This window comes from Burkholderia seminalis (genome assembly GCF_001718535.1).
In the GTDB taxonomy this organism is placed as follows: Bacteria; Pseudomonadota; Gammaproteobacteria; order Burkholderiales; family Burkholderiaceae; genus Burkholderia; species Burkholderia seminalis.
The window spans coordinates 242,597-256,859 of sequence record NZ_CP013400.1; the positions used below are offsets into that span (position 1 = coordinate 242,597).

16 protein-coding genes are annotated in these 14,263 nt (G+C 67.2%); 6 read left to right on the forward strand and 10 right to left on the reverse strand.

The genetic code is table 11. The features are described 5' to 3' along the window. Nucleotides 1-60 precede the first annotated feature (60 nt). Both WJ12_RS21760 and WJ12_RS21765 read left to right on the forward strand, forming a co-directional pair. Nucleotides 61-2,730: a GH92 family glycosyl hydrolase gene (locus WJ12_RS21760; protein WP_059560000.1), complete on the forward strand. Its 2,670-nt coding sequence runs from the start codon at nt 61-63 to the stop codon at nt 2,728-2,730. Nucleotides 2,731-2,883: 153 nt separating this feature from the next. Then, on the forward strand, nt 2,884-3,705 hold the full coding sequence (locus tag WJ12_RS21765) for an SDR family NAD(P)-dependent oxidoreductase (RefSeq protein WP_049031219.1): 822 nt from the start codon (nt 2,884-2,886) through the stop codon (nt 3,703-3,705). Between the two features lie 105 nt (nt 3,706-3,810). Here the strand turns inward: WJ12_RS21765 and surE are convergent, their stop codons facing one another. From surE to WJ12_RS21780, 3 genes are all read right to left on the reverse strand, one after another. Next, nucleotides 3,811-4,590 (reverse strand): 5'/3'-nucleotidase SurE, encoded by a 780-nt coding sequence (surE, locus tag WJ12_RS21770; RefSeq protein WP_059559994.1) that lies wholly within the window; start codon nt 4,588-4,590, stop codon nt 3,811-3,813. Between the two features lie 198 nt (nt 4,591-4,788). Next, the gene (locus WJ12_RS21775; protein WP_080287849.1) at nt 4,789-5,097 is read right to left on the reverse strand and encodes an AzlD family protein; all 309 of its coding nucleotides are present in this window, start codon (nt 5,095-5,097) and stop codon (nt 4,789-4,791) included. Further along, entirely contained in the window at nt 5,090-5,824 is a 735-nt protein-coding gene (locus WJ12_RS21780) for an AzlC family ABC transporter permease (protein ID WP_059559991.1), read from the reverse strand. The genes WJ12_RS21775 and WJ12_RS21780 overlap by 8 nt, the downstream gene beginning before the upstream one ends. A gap of 125 nt (nt 5,825-5,949) precedes the next feature. Here WJ12_RS21780 and WJ12_RS21785 point away from each other — a divergent pair, with 125 nt between their 5' ends. The 3 genes from WJ12_RS21785 to WJ12_RS21795 all read left to right on the forward strand — a co-directional run bounded on the left by WJ12_RS21785 (nt 5,950) and on the right by WJ12_RS21795 (nt 8,012). Next, nucleotides 5,950-6,408 carry an Lrp/AsnC family transcriptional regulator gene (locus WJ12_RS21785; protein ID WP_034188562.1) on the forward strand — a complete coding sequence of 153 codons (459 nt, stop codon included), beginning with the start codon at nt 5,950-5,952 and terminating at the stop codon, nt 6,406-6,408. A gap of 218 nt (nt 6,409-6,626) precedes the next feature. Further along, on the forward strand, nt 6,627-7,196 hold the full coding sequence (locus tag WJ12_RS21790) for a hypothetical protein (protein WP_034188561.1): 570 nt from the start codon (nt 6,627-6,629) through the stop codon (nt 7,194-7,196). A 144-nt stretch (nt 7,197-7,340) separates the two neighbouring features. Beyond that, a complete protein-coding gene (locus tag WJ12_RS21795) occupies nt 7,341-8,012 on the forward strand; it encodes a YebB family permuted papain-like enzyme (protein WP_059559988.1) in 672 nt (223 codons plus the stop codon). A 96-nt stretch (nt 8,013-8,108) separates the two neighbouring features. Here WJ12_RS21795 and WJ12_RS21800 read toward each other — a convergent pair whose 3' ends face one another. From WJ12_RS21800 to WJ12_RS21815, 5 genes are all read right to left on the reverse strand, one after another. Next, nucleotides 8,109-8,396, reverse strand: a complete 288-nt coding sequence (locus tag WJ12_RS21800) for a helix-turn-helix domain-containing protein (protein ID WP_034188559.1) — start codon at nt 8,394-8,396, stop codon at nt 8,109-8,111. Then, on the reverse strand, nt 8,324-8,524 hold the full coding sequence (locus WJ12_RS36865; protein WP_231750648.1) for a type II toxin-antitoxin system RelE/ParE family toxin: 201 nt from the start codon (nt 8,522-8,524) through the stop codon (nt 8,324-8,326). Before WJ12_RS36865 ends, WJ12_RS21800 begins: the two co-directional genes overlap by 73 nt. Nucleotides 8,525-8,847: 323 nt before the next feature. Beyond that, nucleotides 8,848-9,480, reverse strand: a complete 633-nt coding sequence (locus WJ12_RS21805; protein WP_034188558.1) for a LysE family translocator — start codon at nt 9,478-9,480, stop codon at nt 8,848-8,850. A 130-nt stretch (nt 9,481-9,610) separates the two neighbouring features. Further along, the gene (locus WJ12_RS21810; protein WP_264166220.1) at nt 9,611-10,471 is read right to left on the reverse strand and encodes a hypothetical protein; all 861 of its coding nucleotides are present in this window, start codon (nt 10,469-10,471) and stop codon (nt 9,611-9,613) included. Nucleotides 10,472-10,559: 88 nt separating this feature from the next. Next, nucleotides 10,560-10,892 carry a DUF2322 family protein gene (locus WJ12_RS21815; RefSeq protein WP_034188557.1) on the reverse strand — a complete coding sequence of 111 codons (333 nt, stop codon included), beginning with the start codon at nt 10,890-10,892 and terminating at the stop codon, nt 10,560-10,562. 473 nt (nt 10,893-11,365) lie between these two features. Here WJ12_RS21815 and WJ12_RS21820 point away from each other — a divergent pair, with 473 nt between their 5' ends. Further along, nucleotides 11,366-11,938 carry a YbhB/YbcL family Raf kinase inhibitor-like protein gene (locus WJ12_RS21820; protein WP_059559985.1) on the forward strand — a complete coding sequence of 191 codons (573 nt, stop codon included), beginning with the start codon at nt 11,366-11,368 and terminating at the stop codon, nt 11,936-11,938. 184 nt (nt 11,939-12,122) lie between these two features. Here the strand turns inward: WJ12_RS21820 and WJ12_RS21825 are convergent, their stop codons facing one another. Next, the gene (locus tag WJ12_RS21825; protein ID WP_069246032.1) at nt 12,123-13,019 is read right to left on the reverse strand and encodes an oxidoreductase; all 897 of its coding nucleotides are present in this window, start codon (nt 13,017-13,019) and stop codon (nt 12,123-12,125) included. Between the two features lie 14 nt (nt 13,020-13,033). After that, nucleotides 13,034-14,236: an MFS transporter gene (locus tag WJ12_RS21830; RefSeq protein WP_059559981.1), complete on the reverse strand. Its 1,203-nt coding sequence runs from the start codon at nt 14,234-14,236 to the stop codon at nt 13,034-13,036. Between the last annotated feature and the right edge of the window lie 27 nt (nt 14,237-14,263).

The window sequence follows — 14,263 nt, forward strand, 5'->3', positions numbered from 1 at the left end:
ATCAACGAGCGGTCCTTGCCAACGGGATCGACGCAAAGAGAGAGAGGGAGGGACGAACGGATGAAGCTACGTCATGTGGTGGGTATCGGGTGCCTTGCCGTGTTGTCGGGGTGCGGGGGCGACCAGGGTTCGACAGATGCGAGCGTGTTGGCGCAGATGTCGAACCCGCAGGGCAACCAGAACGATCGAACCGACCAAGGCGATCAAAACGACCAGGGCGAGAACGGCGGCGCGGGCAAGCGGTCGGTGCTGCGCAGCGTCGATCCGATGATCGGCACCGCGAATCTCGACATCAACGCGGACTGGGCGAGCGGCGTGCGCGGCCACGGCCACGTGTATCCGGGCGCGACCGTGCCGTTCGGGATGGTGCAGCTCGGGCCGGACACGACGGGCGGCGCGCATACGCTGCCGTGGAACTGGGATCGCACGTCGGGCTACCAGTACGACGATCCGTTCATCACCGGCTTCACGCACACGCACCTGTCGGGCACGGGCATCGGCTCGGGCGGCGAAGTGCGGTTCCTGCCGACGCTCGCGCCGGTCGACAAGGCAACCCTGGCGAAGGTCGCCGTCGATCCGTCGATCACCTACAACGCGTCGTTCAGCCATGACGACGAAACCGCGAGCCCCGGCTACTACCGCGTGAAGATGGCGCCGGTCGGCAGCGGCAACACGCCGTGGAACGTGCAGGGCGCAACGATCCTCGCGGAGATGACGGCGACCACGCATGCGGGCGTACATCGCTATACGTATTTCCCGGGCGCGGCGACGCAGAAGCGCAGCATGATCGTGAGCATCGACAACCCGATCGGCGGGTCGACCGCGAGCGGCAGGATCCAGATCGTCGACGCGCGGACGATCGTCGGCTGGCAATTCACGAACAACTGGGCCAACCACAAGCCGACGTATTTCGTCGCGCGCTTCTCGAAGCCGTTCGATACGAAGAACGTCGCGTTCAGCACGGACGGCTTCAAGGCTTACCTGACGTTCGCCGACGGCAGCGACGGCGGCGCGGTCACGGTGAAGGTCGGCATCTCGCCGTCGAGCGTCGCGGATGCGCAGGCCAACCTCGCGGCGGAAGTCGGCACGCAGTCGTTCGACCAGGTGCGCGGTGCGGCCGAGCGCGTGTGGCACGCCGCGCTCGACCGCATCCGGATCAAGGGCGGCACGGCCGACCAGCGGACGATGTTCTACACGTCGCTGTACCGCACGATGCTCGCACCGACGGTCTACAACAACGCGGACGGCAGCTACGTCGGCATGGATTCGACCAACGATGGCACGACGTCGCCGCCGACCACGAGCAAGCATGCGAACCCGGGCTTCGACTATTCGTCGACGTTCTCGCTGTGGGATACCTTCCGCGCCGAATCGCCGTTGATGACGCTCGTGCAGCCCGAGCGCGTCGACGGCTGGGTGAAGTCGCTGCTCACGCAGTTCCGGCAGAACGGCAAGGGCGAGCTGCCGGTGTGGCCGCTGGCGCAAACGGAAACCTTCACGATGGCCGGCCACCCGTCGATTCCGATGATCGCGGATGCGTACCTGAAGCACCTGACGAGCGCGGGCATCGACGACATCTGGACCGCGCTGACGACCACGCAGGGCGCGAGCGCGCACGGCTTCGATCAGTATCGTCAAAGCGGCTATGTGTTCGCGGGCGACAACGCGTCGGTGTCGACGACGCAGGACTATGCGTTCGACGACTGGGCGACGGCCGCGGTCGGCAAGGCGGCCGGCAAGCGTGCGGCCGACTACCGGCCGTACCTGCAACGCAGCCGGAACTACCGGAACGTGTTCAACGCGGTGCCGAACAACGGCTGGACGTTCTCGCAGCCGAAGGATGCGCAAGGCAACTGGGTCGCCGGCTTCGATCCGACCGCCGCCGAGAAGACGGACTTCTCCGAATCGAATGCGTGGGTCGATACATGGAACGTCTTCCACGACTTCCCCGGCCTCGTCGCGCTGCTCGGCGGCAAGCGCCAGTTCATCGCGCAGCTCGATCGCACGTTCGATCCGGCCAACCCGCTGACCTTCCAGTACAACCAGGGCTTTCCGGACCTGACCGGCCGCAGCGGCCAGTTCTTCGCGGGCAACGAACCGGCGAACCACCTGCCGTACCTGTACGCCGTCGCGGGCATGCCGTCGAAGACCCAGGACCGCGTGCGCACGGTGATGGACGACATGTACTCGCTGACGCTGACGGCCGGCGATCGCGCGTTGCTGAGCGGCGACAGCCTGAAGGCCGCGCTGAACGATCCGCGGCGCGTGCGCGATGCGGCGATTCCCGGCAACGACGATTGCGGCCAGTTGTCCGCGTGGTACGTGCTGTCCGCGCTCGGCATCTATTCGCTGAATCCGGTCGGCGGCGTGTTCTACTTCGGCACGCCGCTGTTCGAGGAAGCGACGATCGATATCCCGGTCGCGTCGGCAAGCGCGGCGGGCGGTGCGTTGAGGTTCGGCGCGACGCGGCGCTTCAAGGTGACCGCGCATACGGCGAGCGGCGGCGCGCCGTCGTCGGTGAATCGCTACGTGCAGTCGGTCAGCCTGAACGGCACGCCGCTGCACCGGCCGTACATCACCTATGACGAGATGAAGGCCGGCGGCACGCTCGACTTCGTGATGGGCTCGATGCCGAACGATACGTGGGTCGGCCAGTGGAACGGCCAGGACCCGAACAGCGCGCTCGCGCCGTCGCTGGTGGTGGCCGGCAATCCGACCGGCGTGCAGTAGCCGCGTGCGGCGGCGCCATGGGGCGCTGCCGGTCGTGCCGCCCGCTCACCGGCTGGCGCGGCCGGCACGCGCGTGGGGGCGGATCGATTGCGCTTCGATTCTAAGCCCCGTCGCGCTTATGATGCGGGAACGCCACTGACAGGGTTCCCCGCCATGGATGCGCCGCTTCCGCCGATGTCTGCCCCGATTGCCGAGACGGCCCCCGAAACCGAAACCGCCGCCGCGCCGCGCGCGTCGCGCCTGCACCGGCCGGTCGCGCTCGTCACCGGCTCGACGTCGGGGATCGGCGCGGCCGTCGCGCGCCGCCTGGCGGCGGACGGCTACGCGGTGATCCTGCATTCGCGCAGCTCGGCCGACACCGGGCGTGCGATGGCGCGCGAACTCGGCGGGGCCTACGTGCAGGCCGATCTCGCGGACGATACCGAGCGCGTGCGATTGATCCGCGACGCGCTGGCCGTGCACGGCCGGCTCGACGTGCTCGTCAACAACGCGGGCGTCAGCCGCGTGATTCCGCATGACGACCTCGCGGCGGCCACGCCCGACGTGTGGCGCGAGATGCATGAGATCAACGTGATCGCGCCGTTCCGGCTCGTCGCCGAAGCGGAGGCCGCGCTGCGCGAAGCGGCGTCGCACGGGCGAGCCGGGTGCGTCGTGAACGTCAGCTCGCATGCGGGCGTGCGGCCGAAGGGCGCGTCGATTCCGTATGCGGCCGCGAAGGCCGCGCTCAATCACACCACACGGCTGCTCGCGCGGACGCTCGCGCCGGCGATCCGCGTCAATGCGGTCGCGCCGGGGCTCGTCGATACGCCGCTGACCGCCGACTGGACGGAAGCGCAGCAGCTGTGGCGCGAGCGCGCGCCGATGCGCCGCGCGGCGGCGCCGGACGACATCGCGCAGACGGTCGCGATGCTTGTCGCGTCCGATTACGTGACGGGCGAGATCGTGATGCTCGACGGCGGGTTGAACCTGACGTGACGCGGTGACGCGGTGACGCGGTGACGCGGTGACGCGGTGACGCGGTGACGCGGCGACGCGCGCGTGTCGCGCGCGACCGCCGGGGCCTTCGGGAGGCGCGGACGATCAGCCGAGGCTGGACCGCAGTCGCGCGAGCCCCTGATCGTGCGTGCGCTCGAACTTCAGCGGCGTGACGGCGACATACCCTTCGCCGAGCGCGACGGTTTCCGAATCCGCGTCGTCGTCGCGCGGCGCGCGCGCGAGCTTCAGCCAGTGATAGTCGATCTCGCGCGGATCGCGCCCCGACACGATCTCGACACCCTGCAGCGTGCCGGCGCCCTGGTTCGTCACCTTCAGGCCGCGCACGTCGTCGGCCGGCCGCGCCGGGAAATTCACGTTGAGGCACGCATCGCTGTCCCAGCCGGCGGCGACGAGCCGGCGAATGACGTCCGGCGCGTGCGTGAGCGCCGTGTTCCATGGCACCGCGTTGCGATCGACGAAGGCCTGGCTCAGCGCGATGGCCGGCACGCCGACGAGCATGCTCGTCATCGCCGCGCCGACCGTGCCGGAAAATACCGTTTCGGTGCCGAGGTTCGCGCCGCGATTCACGCCGGACAGCACGACGTCGGGCCGCGCATCCTTCATCAGGTGGCTGACCGCGATCGCGACGCAATCGCCGGGCGTGCCGCGCACCGCGAAGCGGCGCTCGCCCTTGCGATGCACGCGCAGCGGTTCGTGCAGGCTCAGCGAATGCGACGTGCCGCTCTGGTCTTCCGCCGGCGCGACGACCCACACTTCGCGTGCCAGTTGCGTGGCGACCTGTTCGAGTACTGCCAGGCCGGGGGCGTCGAATCCGTCGTCGTTGGTGAGCAGGACACGGTCGAACAGCGGGCGGGCTTCTTGCATCGGGACGATCCTCGCGGAGATGGGCAATGACAGGGGCGTACGGCGCCGCGCCAGCGTGGCGCAAGCCACAAGGCTAGCACTCCGGCGTGAGGAGCGTCGTGTCACGCGCTCGCCGCACGCCGGCGCGGACGTGAAAACGGGCGCATCGCGCGCCCGTTCGTCGTTGGAGGGGTGGCCGGCGCGGCGGCCCGGCACCGTTCAGCCGAGCAGGTGCCGCAGCAGGCCGGCCGACACGACGCCGACGATCACGGTCGGCAGGATCGACAGGCGCGTCGCCGCGGCGAGCGTGATCGCGAGCGCGAGCAGGTCGGCGGGGCGCGTCGACACGAAGGCCGGCGCGATCACCGAGATCAGCACGCAGCCGGGCACGTTCTCCATCACCGACGCCATCCGCGGGCTCAGCGTGCGGTTGCGCAGCAGCACGTAGCCGAGGATGCGCGACAGATAGGTCGTCGACGCCATCAGCACGATCGTCGCGACGGTACTGAAATCCGGCAGCTCAGGCATCGCGCGGCTCCCACAGCAGCGCGGCGATCAGCCCCGCGCATGCCCCTGCCGCGACGTACCAGGCGCCGGGCAAGGCGAGGTGCGTGGCCGCCGCGACGACGAGGCTCACGAACCACGGCCGGCTCGCACGCATCCCTTTCCACATGCCGCGCAGCAGCACCAGAAACACGGCGGTGAACGCCATGTCGAAGCCGTACTGCTCGACGTTGCCGATCGTCGGGCCGACGGCCGCGCCGAGCGTCGTCATCGAGATCCACGTCAGGTAGAGCCCCATGCAGATGCCCGCGTAATAGGGCACGCTGATGTGCGTGGCCGAGCGCGCCCTCGCGTCGGCGAGCGACATCGCCCAGCTCTCGTCGCACATGAAGAACAGCGCGACGAACGCACGGCGGCGCGGCAGGCGCCGGATGTACGGCGCGAAGGCGGCGCCCATCAGGATGTGGCGCGAATTCACGAGGAACGACATCGCGACGATCAGCGCGATGTGCGGCGGCGACGTCCACAGATGGATCGCCGCGAATTCGGAGCCGCCGCCGAAATTGAGGCCCGTCATCATCGGCACCTCGAACAGGCTGAGCCCTTTCTGCGCGGCCTGCGCGCCCAGCACGAGCGCGAACGGCACGAAACCCAGCATGACGGGCAGCGCCGCGCGTAATCCGCGGCCCATCTCGGCGACATAGGCGGGCTTGTCGCGAAGCCCGGACGACGTTGAAACGCTACTGCTCATGACTCCTCCTTCGGGGGAGGGATTGTCTGCTTTTTTGACTCGAATCGGGTTGCGTTGTGGCCAGATTTTCCTCAGAATTTGGCATTGAACGCGCGATGTGAGAATTTTTTGGAATCGGATGCCAAATGAAACTTGACGCTATCGATCGCCGCATCCTGAGCGCGCTGCAGCGCGACGGCCGCATGCAGAACGTGGAGCTCGCGCACGAGGTCGGGCTGTCGCCTTCACCGTGCCTGCGGCGCGTGCGGCTTCTCGAGGAAGCCGGTGTGATCGAGAAATACGTGGCCGTGCTGAATCCCGCGAAGGTCGGCAAGGGGCTGACGATCTTCACGCGGGTGTGGCTGAAGGGGCAGGACGCGGAATCGGTGAACCGTTTCTCGGAGGCCGTCCAGCAGATGCCGGAAGTCGTCGAATGCCACCTGATGGCCGGCGATTGCGATTTCCTGCTGCGCGTCGTCGCGGCCGACATCGACGACTACCGGCGCTTCCAGATGGAAACCCTCACGCGCATTCCCGGCGTGCTCAGCGTGAAGACCGACATTCCGATGCAGAAGATCAAGCTCACGTCGGCGCTGCCGACGTAGCGCGACGCGGGCGCACGGTGCCCGTCGACGAATGGTCATTGCGCAGTGACAATCGCCGGATAAACTGGCGACGCAGGCCGCATCGCCCGTCTCGCCGGCGCGGTGATGCGGCGTTCGATGTGCAAGCAACTAACGGTCAATGTTGACGCGATCGGGCACGCGGCGCTGCGCGCCGGACATGCGTTGCCGTGAATGCGTTTCTTCTTGTCGGGCCATTCATGCAGCCAATCAACAATCCGTGGAATTCGCTGGAAATCGTCAAGCTCGTGCTCGGCGTGCTGACGCCGTTGTCGGTCGCGTGTCTCGGCTGGCTCGTCGCGCGCCGGCTGAAGCGGCTCGAACTCGTGCAGTGGACCAACCAGCGGCTGATCGAGAAGCGGCTCGCGCTGTACGACGCCGTTGCGCCTCAGCTCAACATGCTGCTGTGCTTCTACACGTGGATCGGCTACTGGAAGGACATCTCGCCGGACGACGTGATCCGTGCGAAGCGCGAGCTCGACCGCACGTTCCACATCTACCGCTACCTGTTCGACGACGACGTGTACGACGCCTATCACACGTACATCCACGCGCTGTTCGACGTGCATACGGGCCCGGGCCGCGACGCGCGGATCCGCTCGCTGATCCAGGCGCCCGACGGCGATCGCAGCGTGCACGGTTCGTACGAGTGGAAGCCCGCGTGGTCCGACCGTTTCGCGACGGCGAATGTCGTGCCGAGGGACGACGTGCTGCGCCACTACACGCAGTTGATGGAGCGGCTGCGCGTGGCGCTGGGCGCGACGCGCTGAAGGCCGCGGCGCCCGCGCGCCGCTTCACGCCGGTATCGGAATCCGCCACCGGGCGGCGCGAATATCCGCCCTCGCACAGGAAGCGGATGCGAAGCCCGGCCGCTGCTGACATGCTCGCGCCATCACCACTCGCGCGAGGTCCGTATGGTCGTCGACACCGGCCGCCAGCCGCTCATGATCCGCTCGCCCGGCGCGGGCCGGCGGCGTCTCTTCTTCGTCGGTTCTCCCGAAACGCGTGATGTGTCGTTGCCGGTCGAACCGGAGATCGGCGACATCGTGTTCATTCGTGTGACCGTGCGGCCGTTCCTCGAGGTAGCGAGCGCCACGCGCTCATGGACGAATCACGTCGGCATCGTGGTCGGCGCGCGCGGCGGTGAAACGCTGATCGCGGAGAGCACGTTCCCGCTGTCGCGCGTCACGACGATGTCGCGGTTTCTCGCGCGTTCCGATCGCGGCGCATGCGTGATCGCGCGGCTCAAGCAGCCGCTCGACGCCGCGCAGCGACGCCGGCTCGTCGACGCGGCGATGCGCCGGATCGGCGTGGTCTACGACACGGGTTTCAATCTCGCGTCGCGCCGGCAGTTCTGCTCGCGGTTCGTGCACGAAGTCGTGCGCGATGCGACGCGGATCGTGCTCGGCGACGTCGAGACCTTCGACATGCTGCTGCGCCGGAATCCCGATCATCCGCTCGGCTTCTGGAAAATCTGGTATTTCGGGCGAATCCCGTGGCGCCGCCGCACGGTGACGCCGGCGAGCTTGCTCGAGAGCGGCGCGTTGCGGGTGGTGGCGGATACGCGCGGGTGCGGGGCCGATTGACGGGCAAGTGCGATACGGAATCGGCGGCGCGTCCGCTGACGCGATGCAGGGCTTGAAGGAGGGCAGGAGAAATCGATCGTGTCGCGGGCGCGTGACTCAGGCAAACGAGATGACGAGCTGCTTGCCGCAAGCCGCCGCATACTTGCGCAGCGTATCGATGGACGGGGAGTGCCGGCCCGTCGCGAGCGCTCGTTCGAGCCGGGTAATGGCGGGCGCTTTCGTGCCCATCCGTTCCGCCACGTCGGCTTGCGACAAGCCGGCCGCTCGCCGAGCCGCCAGCATCGCGTCGAGCAGCGCGAATTCTTCGCGATTCAGCCGTTCGTATTCGGCGCGCACCTTGGGAGCGGCCAACGCACGCTCGCGCAGTTCCTTATACGTTGCCATCTCGAACCTCCTTCAATCGACGACGGGCGGTTTCCAGTTCCTTCCGCGCCCTTCAATCGCATTTCGTACAGCCCGTTTCCCATCGGTCGGGTGTGGGGCTCGCCCAGATTCGGGCCGTACTGCGCCATGCGGTCGGCGAGTGCAAGGAACCGGGCAAGCAAGGTCGCGGGTAACGACGCTACCCCAACCTCGACACGCTCATTGAAGAAGCGAATCTCACAAGCATGATTCAACACGGTAACAAATATGTTATGTATTCGCGAGAACAGTGACCGACCGCGGATGCGGGTACAGGCGGTTGGTCAGCGGTGAGGGAACGTTCGAGACCTTGTTGCTGCGGTCGGAGATAGCGGAGACGGCGTTAGGACCCGACGGCTTTCAGGAAATTCGGGTCCGGCAAGTACGCGATCCGGTGTCAGGGTGGGGCAGGCACCACGGCCGGATGACGGAGTTAGTTTCGCCCTGCCACCGCAAGCCGTGCCGCCAGCCCGACGAACACCGACCCAAGCAGATACTGAGGCAGTTTCGACGGCCGGCGGCGCGCGCCGATCCGCCGGCTCAGCCGGCTCGCGGAGAGAATGACCGCGCCGTTCACGACGAGCCCGATCAGGTTCAACACCGTCGCGAGCACGAGAATCTGCGCGGCGATCGAACCGTGCTCGGGGCGCACGAACTGCGGAAACAGCGCGAGCACGAACAACGCCATCTTCGGATTCAGCAGGTTCGTCGTCAGGCCCTGACGGAAGATCGTCGCGGTCGAGTGGCGGCGTGGCGACGCGACGGGCGACAGCGCGGTCGCATCCGAACGGAAGGTCTTCCACGCGAGATACAGCAGATACGCGGCGCCTGCGAAGCGCACGGCGTCATACGCGAGCGGCACCGCGACAAAGAGCTGCGACAAGCCCAGCGCGGCCGCGAGCGCGTGGCAGTAGGTGCCGGCCTGAATGCCCGCGAGCGTCGCGAAGCCTGCACGCCGGCCCTGGCTCACGCTGCGGGACGCGATCAGCAGCATGTCGGGGCCGGGCGTGGCCGTCAGCGCGAGACATGCGCCGGAGAACAGCGCGAGCGTGGAGAAGTCGATCATGGCAGTCCCTTTTGTCGGTGCGGCGTAAAAGGGAGGTCAGTTTAGGAGGGCACGTGAGCGCGGTCAATCGAGCGAACGGACGATGGCCGGACGGTGTGGATCGCATGACACAGGCATCATGCTCGCGCGATCAGCGCGCCCCCTGCTTGCGACACGCGACCTGGTAGTCGATCACGGTATTCGCCGAAGGCTTGTCCGGCTCGCCGCCGACCGTCGTCACGCCGAGCACGCCGGCCGCATTCCGGTAGCGCAGCGCGCAATACCCCATCCCGGTGCCCGAACACGCTTCGGCTTCGATGATGCCGTGCTTCGCGAGCGTTGCCGCGCCATCCGTGGCTTCCGGCTTCTCGCGCGGGGGCAGCGGTTGCCAGCCATGCGCGATCAGGATCCTGCGTGCCGCGTCGAGCGGCTTGCCGTACACGTTCGGCACGACCGCGCGGCCGCCGCAGTGCGTGCTTTCGGCGGCGACGCCGGTCAAGCGCAGGCCGCCGTTCTCTTCATGCAGCTCGCCGACGGGCGGTGCCGGGCCGTCGCCGCCCCAGATCAGCAGCGCGCCGTTTTCCAGCCGATCGACCGAGCCGAGCTGCCAGCCGGCCTTGCGCGCGGTATAGCCGAGCGCGACGAGCGTCGTGCCGTCGAATACGCCGATGTTGCCGTTGCGCGCGAAGCAGATCGCGCTCGTGCCGGCGCCGAAGCCGCTCGAGAACGTGACGACCGTGTAGCGCCCGAGCGGCGCCTCGGACGTCACGATCCAGTCGCGCTTCGCGACTTCGCGGCCGGCCGCGGTGGTCGCCTTCGCGCGATATCGCGTGCAAAACGGATCGAGCGAACCGTTCTCGGGTGAATGCGGCAGCACGCCGAGCGGCACGAGCGATGCGCCGGCAATATCGGATGCTGTCCGCGGCGGGGCGGCCGATGCCGTGCCGCCGAGCGCGGCCCAGGCAACAGTGGCGATCGTGGTTGCCGTCGCGAAACGGCGGCCCGAGGCCAGCGCACCGAAGCGCGACACGCGAGCGGTTTCCGGAGAAGCGGATACGGATGCGACGATCGCGGTGTTCCGCACGCGTGCCGCCAACGACTCAGTCCTTCGCGACGACGTCGATGCGCAGCGCTTCGCCGCCGTCGACGATCGCCAGCAGACGATCGACGTTCGGGTGCGCGCCCGGGCGGTTGCGTGCGTCGGCCGTGTGTTCGGCGAACACGGCGAGGCCATGCTCGGCCGCTTTCGCGTCGAGCGTGCCGAATGCCTGCTGCAGATAGTGGTACACCGCGAGCGAGCCCTGCTTGCCCGGCTGGTTCTCGATGGTCGCGACGACGTCGCCGTTCGCGCCGGCGAGATCGATGCGCGCGATACCGTCGATGGCCGGCAGTTGCGCGAGGTTGTCCTTGAATACAGGGGTCGGTTGAATCACTGAAAACGCTCCGTCGGTTTGATCGTGGAAAGGTGGCGGCCCGTATGTTATCTGATTCGCCGGGATGCATTCTTCGACGCAACCGGGCGATTCGCACGGAGTCGGATCATCCGGTCGTAGACGCGCACGGCGGCCGATTGCGGGCACGCGCGAATGCTCCGCGAGACGCAGTCGGCCGGTTTGCGATGCCTGCTTCTCGTGCCGCCGCCACTTCAGCGTGACGGTCGCGATCGCAATCTCAAGACATGCCCGTCGTCAATTGTTGCTATCAAGACAACATGGTGAACGCGTGGGCGACGCTACCGACGTTGGGAATCCAAATCTACAATTTGCGTCAACGCCGGTTGTACAACGCTTGTTTCATGTTTCAACCCGGCGTATCTGCCGCAAGGAAGCCGGCAACCCGCGCGCTTCGTTCGGCCGGATCGTTTTTGCCCGCCGCGGAAACGCCCTCCTTTTCAACGGAGCACACCATGACATTCAATTTCCTTTCGCGATCGACCCTCTGCTCCGCGATGCTCTTGTCGATCGTGCCGACAATCGCCGTCGCGGGAACGTTCTCCGTCAAAGTCGATGACCTGAACCATGGCCGGTTCGGGAACGAACAGGTCTACGGCGGATTTGGCTGCCATGGCGAAAACGTCTCGCCGCGCATTTCGTGGTCCTATCTTCCTCGCGGAACGAAGAGCATCGTCGTGACCATTCACGACCCCGACGCCCCGACGGGCGGGCTGGGCTGGACGCATTGGGGCGTCGTCAATATTCCGGTGTCGGAAGCGTCGATCGAAAAGGGCGCGTCCGGCAATCCGAAGCGGATGCCTGCAGGCGCCATCGAAACGCTGACCGATTTCGGGACGGCGAAATACGGCGGGCCTTGCCCGCCTCAGGGAGAGTCGCACCGATACGTCGTCACGGCGTCGGCGCTCTCGGTTCCAGGTATCGACGTGAACGCCACGTCGAGCCCGGCTCTCGTTGCATACCAGATGCACGGAAAAGTGATTGCACGGGCTCGCTACGTTGCGATGTATCACCGAGCGGCGGAGTGAGCGTCGTGGCGGGAGGTCATCGCAGCGCATCCCGCCGTCGGCATTCCGGTTCATGCCGTTGACGAAGCGCCCTTCGCTGCTGACGAGAATCAGTGCGGCGCGAGCCAGTGACCTGCGGCCGAATGTCATGACCGGTCAGGCGGGGAGTCGCGCGTCGATCGGATGCGCTTGGGTTTCCTTGCGACTAGCCCGGACCATCGCTGGCGGCGGCGAGAAGCGGCACGACCAGATCGCTGATCGGCGTCGGAATGCCGTGCGTTCGTCCGTATCGCTGCACGACGCCGTTCCGGCAGTCCCATTCGAGCGGATGGTTGCCCTGCCGGTCGGCCAGGATGGACGTACCCAAGTCCGGCGGATAGCCATGCAGTCCATCGACAATTTCCTGCGGCACTTCATCACCCAGCTTCGCACCTTCGGCCCGCGCGACCTCGAGACATTCCCGCAGGTAGGCGAGCGACAGTGCGGTGATGTCGCCGCGCGCGTACATGCCGGCGCGGCGACCGGTCAGCACCATCAGTCCCGCTACTGCGTTCTGCAAAAGCTTGCGCCACGCGAGCGAGATGAAATCCTCCGCGACCTCCGGCGAGCAGCGCGTGCCGTGCAACGCGGCGACCACCACGTTGCTCGCCGGCGTATCGGGCAGCGTGAGCCGAGGCTTGCCCCGCAGCCACACCGATGCGCCCGATTCGCGCTGCGCCGGAAACCAGACGACCGACGGCACGACCGTGGCGCCGGCCGCGTACGGCGCGAACGCGGCTTTTTGCTCGATGCCGTTTTGCAGCACGCAGACGACGGTATTCGCATCGCATAGCGCGGAGACCCAGGGTGCCGCGCTCGCTATCTGCGTCGACTTCACCGCAACGAACACGAGATCGAACCGCTCCTTGACCGCGTGCGGATCGGTCAGGACGGGCCCGGGCACGACGATCTCGCCGCCGTCGAAGCGCAGCTTCAGCTGCGCGTGGGCCGAGCGGCCGCAGATCACCGGTGTGCGGCCGGCTTCGTGAAGGGCCGCGGCGACGGTCGTTCCGATTGCGCCCGGACCGACGAGTGCGACGGTCGGGGAGTCAGCGTTCGTCATGGTGTTCATCCTGTTCAGTCATCCGCCAGATGCGGGCGCAGTGCGAGGGCGAGCGGAAAGATCGCGAGGGCGGTCAACGCGGTCGCATACGTGGCGCCATGCACACCGATCCTGTCGCCCAGGAAACCGTAGAGAACGGGCGAGATCGCGCCCGATGCGATCGTCCCCGTGTAGAAAATCGCGAATGCGCGCTCGGTACGCTCGGGTGCGGACATCTCCGGAACGGTTCCGTACAGCACCGACGAAGTGCCGTTGAGCATCATACCCAGAATCGGCAGCAGCACCATGGTAAGTGCCAACGGGAGATACATCACCGCGACGATGCACGCGGCCGTACCGCCCTCCGTGAGCAGCACCGTCCTGACCATGCCCAGGCGCGCGCCCAGCCAGCCGCACATGAATTTGCCGGCCGCACCGCCTATGAAAACGAGTGCAAGCGCCGTTCCCAGCAGTTGCGGCGAGACACCCTTTGCCTTGAGCAGGAAAGGCAGAAAGGTAAGCAGTCCCATGCGTACCGCCGTATCGAGCACGCCGATGGAAAACAGCGTGGTGAATCCGCTTCCGCCGGTGCCGCTGCGTTGAGCGGACGCCTGCCCTTTGGCCGCCGTCTTGCCGGCGCCACGCGGCACGGCGGGAAACCAGAGCGCGATGACGGCGGCCACGACGCAGCCCAATCCGGCGACGATCCATAGCGCGTGACGCCACGGCATCAGGGTCACGAGCAGCGAAATGGCGGCCGGCAGTGCGGATTTCCCCAGATCGCCAGCGAAGTTGTAGATGCTGAGCGGGCCTCTCGCGTCGCGTCCATAGAGGCGGGACACGGCGCCCGATGCGATCGGATGCTGCGTGCTGGATCCGCCGCCCGAAATCGCCAGCGCCACGCCCAGACCGAGCAGGCCGCCCGACAGGCCCGCGAGCGCATAGCCGAGCGCGGCGAGCAGCGTGCCGAATGCGAGGGTCATGCGGCTGCCCAGGTGTTGCGCGAGGCGTCCCGCCGACAACTGCAGCGTCGCCATCGTGCCGGCATAGACGCCGCGCAGGATCGCCAGGGCCGCAAAGTCGAGCCCGAATTCCGACTGCCACACGGGCAGCAACGCGTAGATCATGTCCGTATAGCCATCGTGCATGGCGTGCGCAAGGCACGACAGCCACAGCACGCGCCGTCGGGGTGACGCGGTCTCCCGCATCATGGGCGGGGAAAAATCCGGCAGGCGCATCGTCGTTCGCTCCGTGCGAGCGGTCGG

Coding starts and splice junctions, on each gene's coding strand:
- WJ12_RS21825 (WP_069246032.1), bottom strand. CDS start 13,019: ATGACGAACGCTGACTCCCCGACCGTCGCACTCGTCGGTCCGGGCGCA.
- WJ12_RS21790 (WP_034188561.1), top strand. CDS start 6,627: ATGCAGCCAATCAACAATCCGTGGAATTCGCTGGAAATCGTCAAGCTC.
- surE (WP_059559994.1), bottom strand. CDS start 4,590: ATGCAAGAAGCCCGCCCGCTGTTCGACCGTGTCCTGCTCACCAACGAC.
- WJ12_RS21820 (WP_059559985.1), top strand. CDS start 11,366: ATGACATTCAATTTCCTTTCGCGATCGACCCTCTGCTCCGCGATGCTC.
- WJ12_RS21785 (WP_034188562.1), top strand. CDS start 5,950: ATGAAACTTGACGCTATCGATCGCCGCATCCTGAGCGCGCTGCAGCGC.
- WJ12_RS21775 (WP_080287849.1), bottom strand. CDS start 5,097: ATGCCTGAGCTGCCGGATTTCAGTACCGTCGCGACGATCGTGCTGATG.
- WJ12_RS21800 (WP_034188559.1), bottom strand. CDS start 8,396: ATGGCAACGTATAAGGAACTGCGCGAGCGTGCGTTGGCCGCTCCCAAG.
- WJ12_RS21805 (WP_034188558.1), bottom strand. CDS start 9,480: ATGATCGACTTCTCCACGCTCGCGCTGTTCTCCGGCGCATGTCTCGCG.
- WJ12_RS36865 (WP_231750648.1), bottom strand. CDS start 8,524: ATGGCGCAGTACGGCCCGAATCTGGGCGAGCCCCACACCCGACCGATG.
- WJ12_RS21765 (WP_049031219.1), top strand. CDS start 2,884: ATGGATGCGCCGCTTCCGCCGATGTCTGCCCCGATTGCCGAGACGGCC.
- WJ12_RS21780 (WP_059559991.1), bottom strand. CDS start 5,824: ATGAGCAGTAGCGTTTCAACGTCGTCCGGGCTTCGCGACAAGCCCGCC.
- WJ12_RS21795 (WP_059559988.1), top strand. CDS start 7,341: ATGGTCGTCGACACCGGCCGCCAGCCGCTCATGATCCGCTCGCCCGGC.
- WJ12_RS21760 (WP_059560000.1), top strand. CDS start 61: ATGAAGCTACGTCATGTGGTGGGTATCGGGTGCCTTGCCGTGTTGTCG.
- WJ12_RS21830 (WP_059559981.1), bottom strand. CDS start 14,236: ATGCGCCTGCCGGATTTTTCCCCGCCCATGATGCGGGAGACCGCGTCA.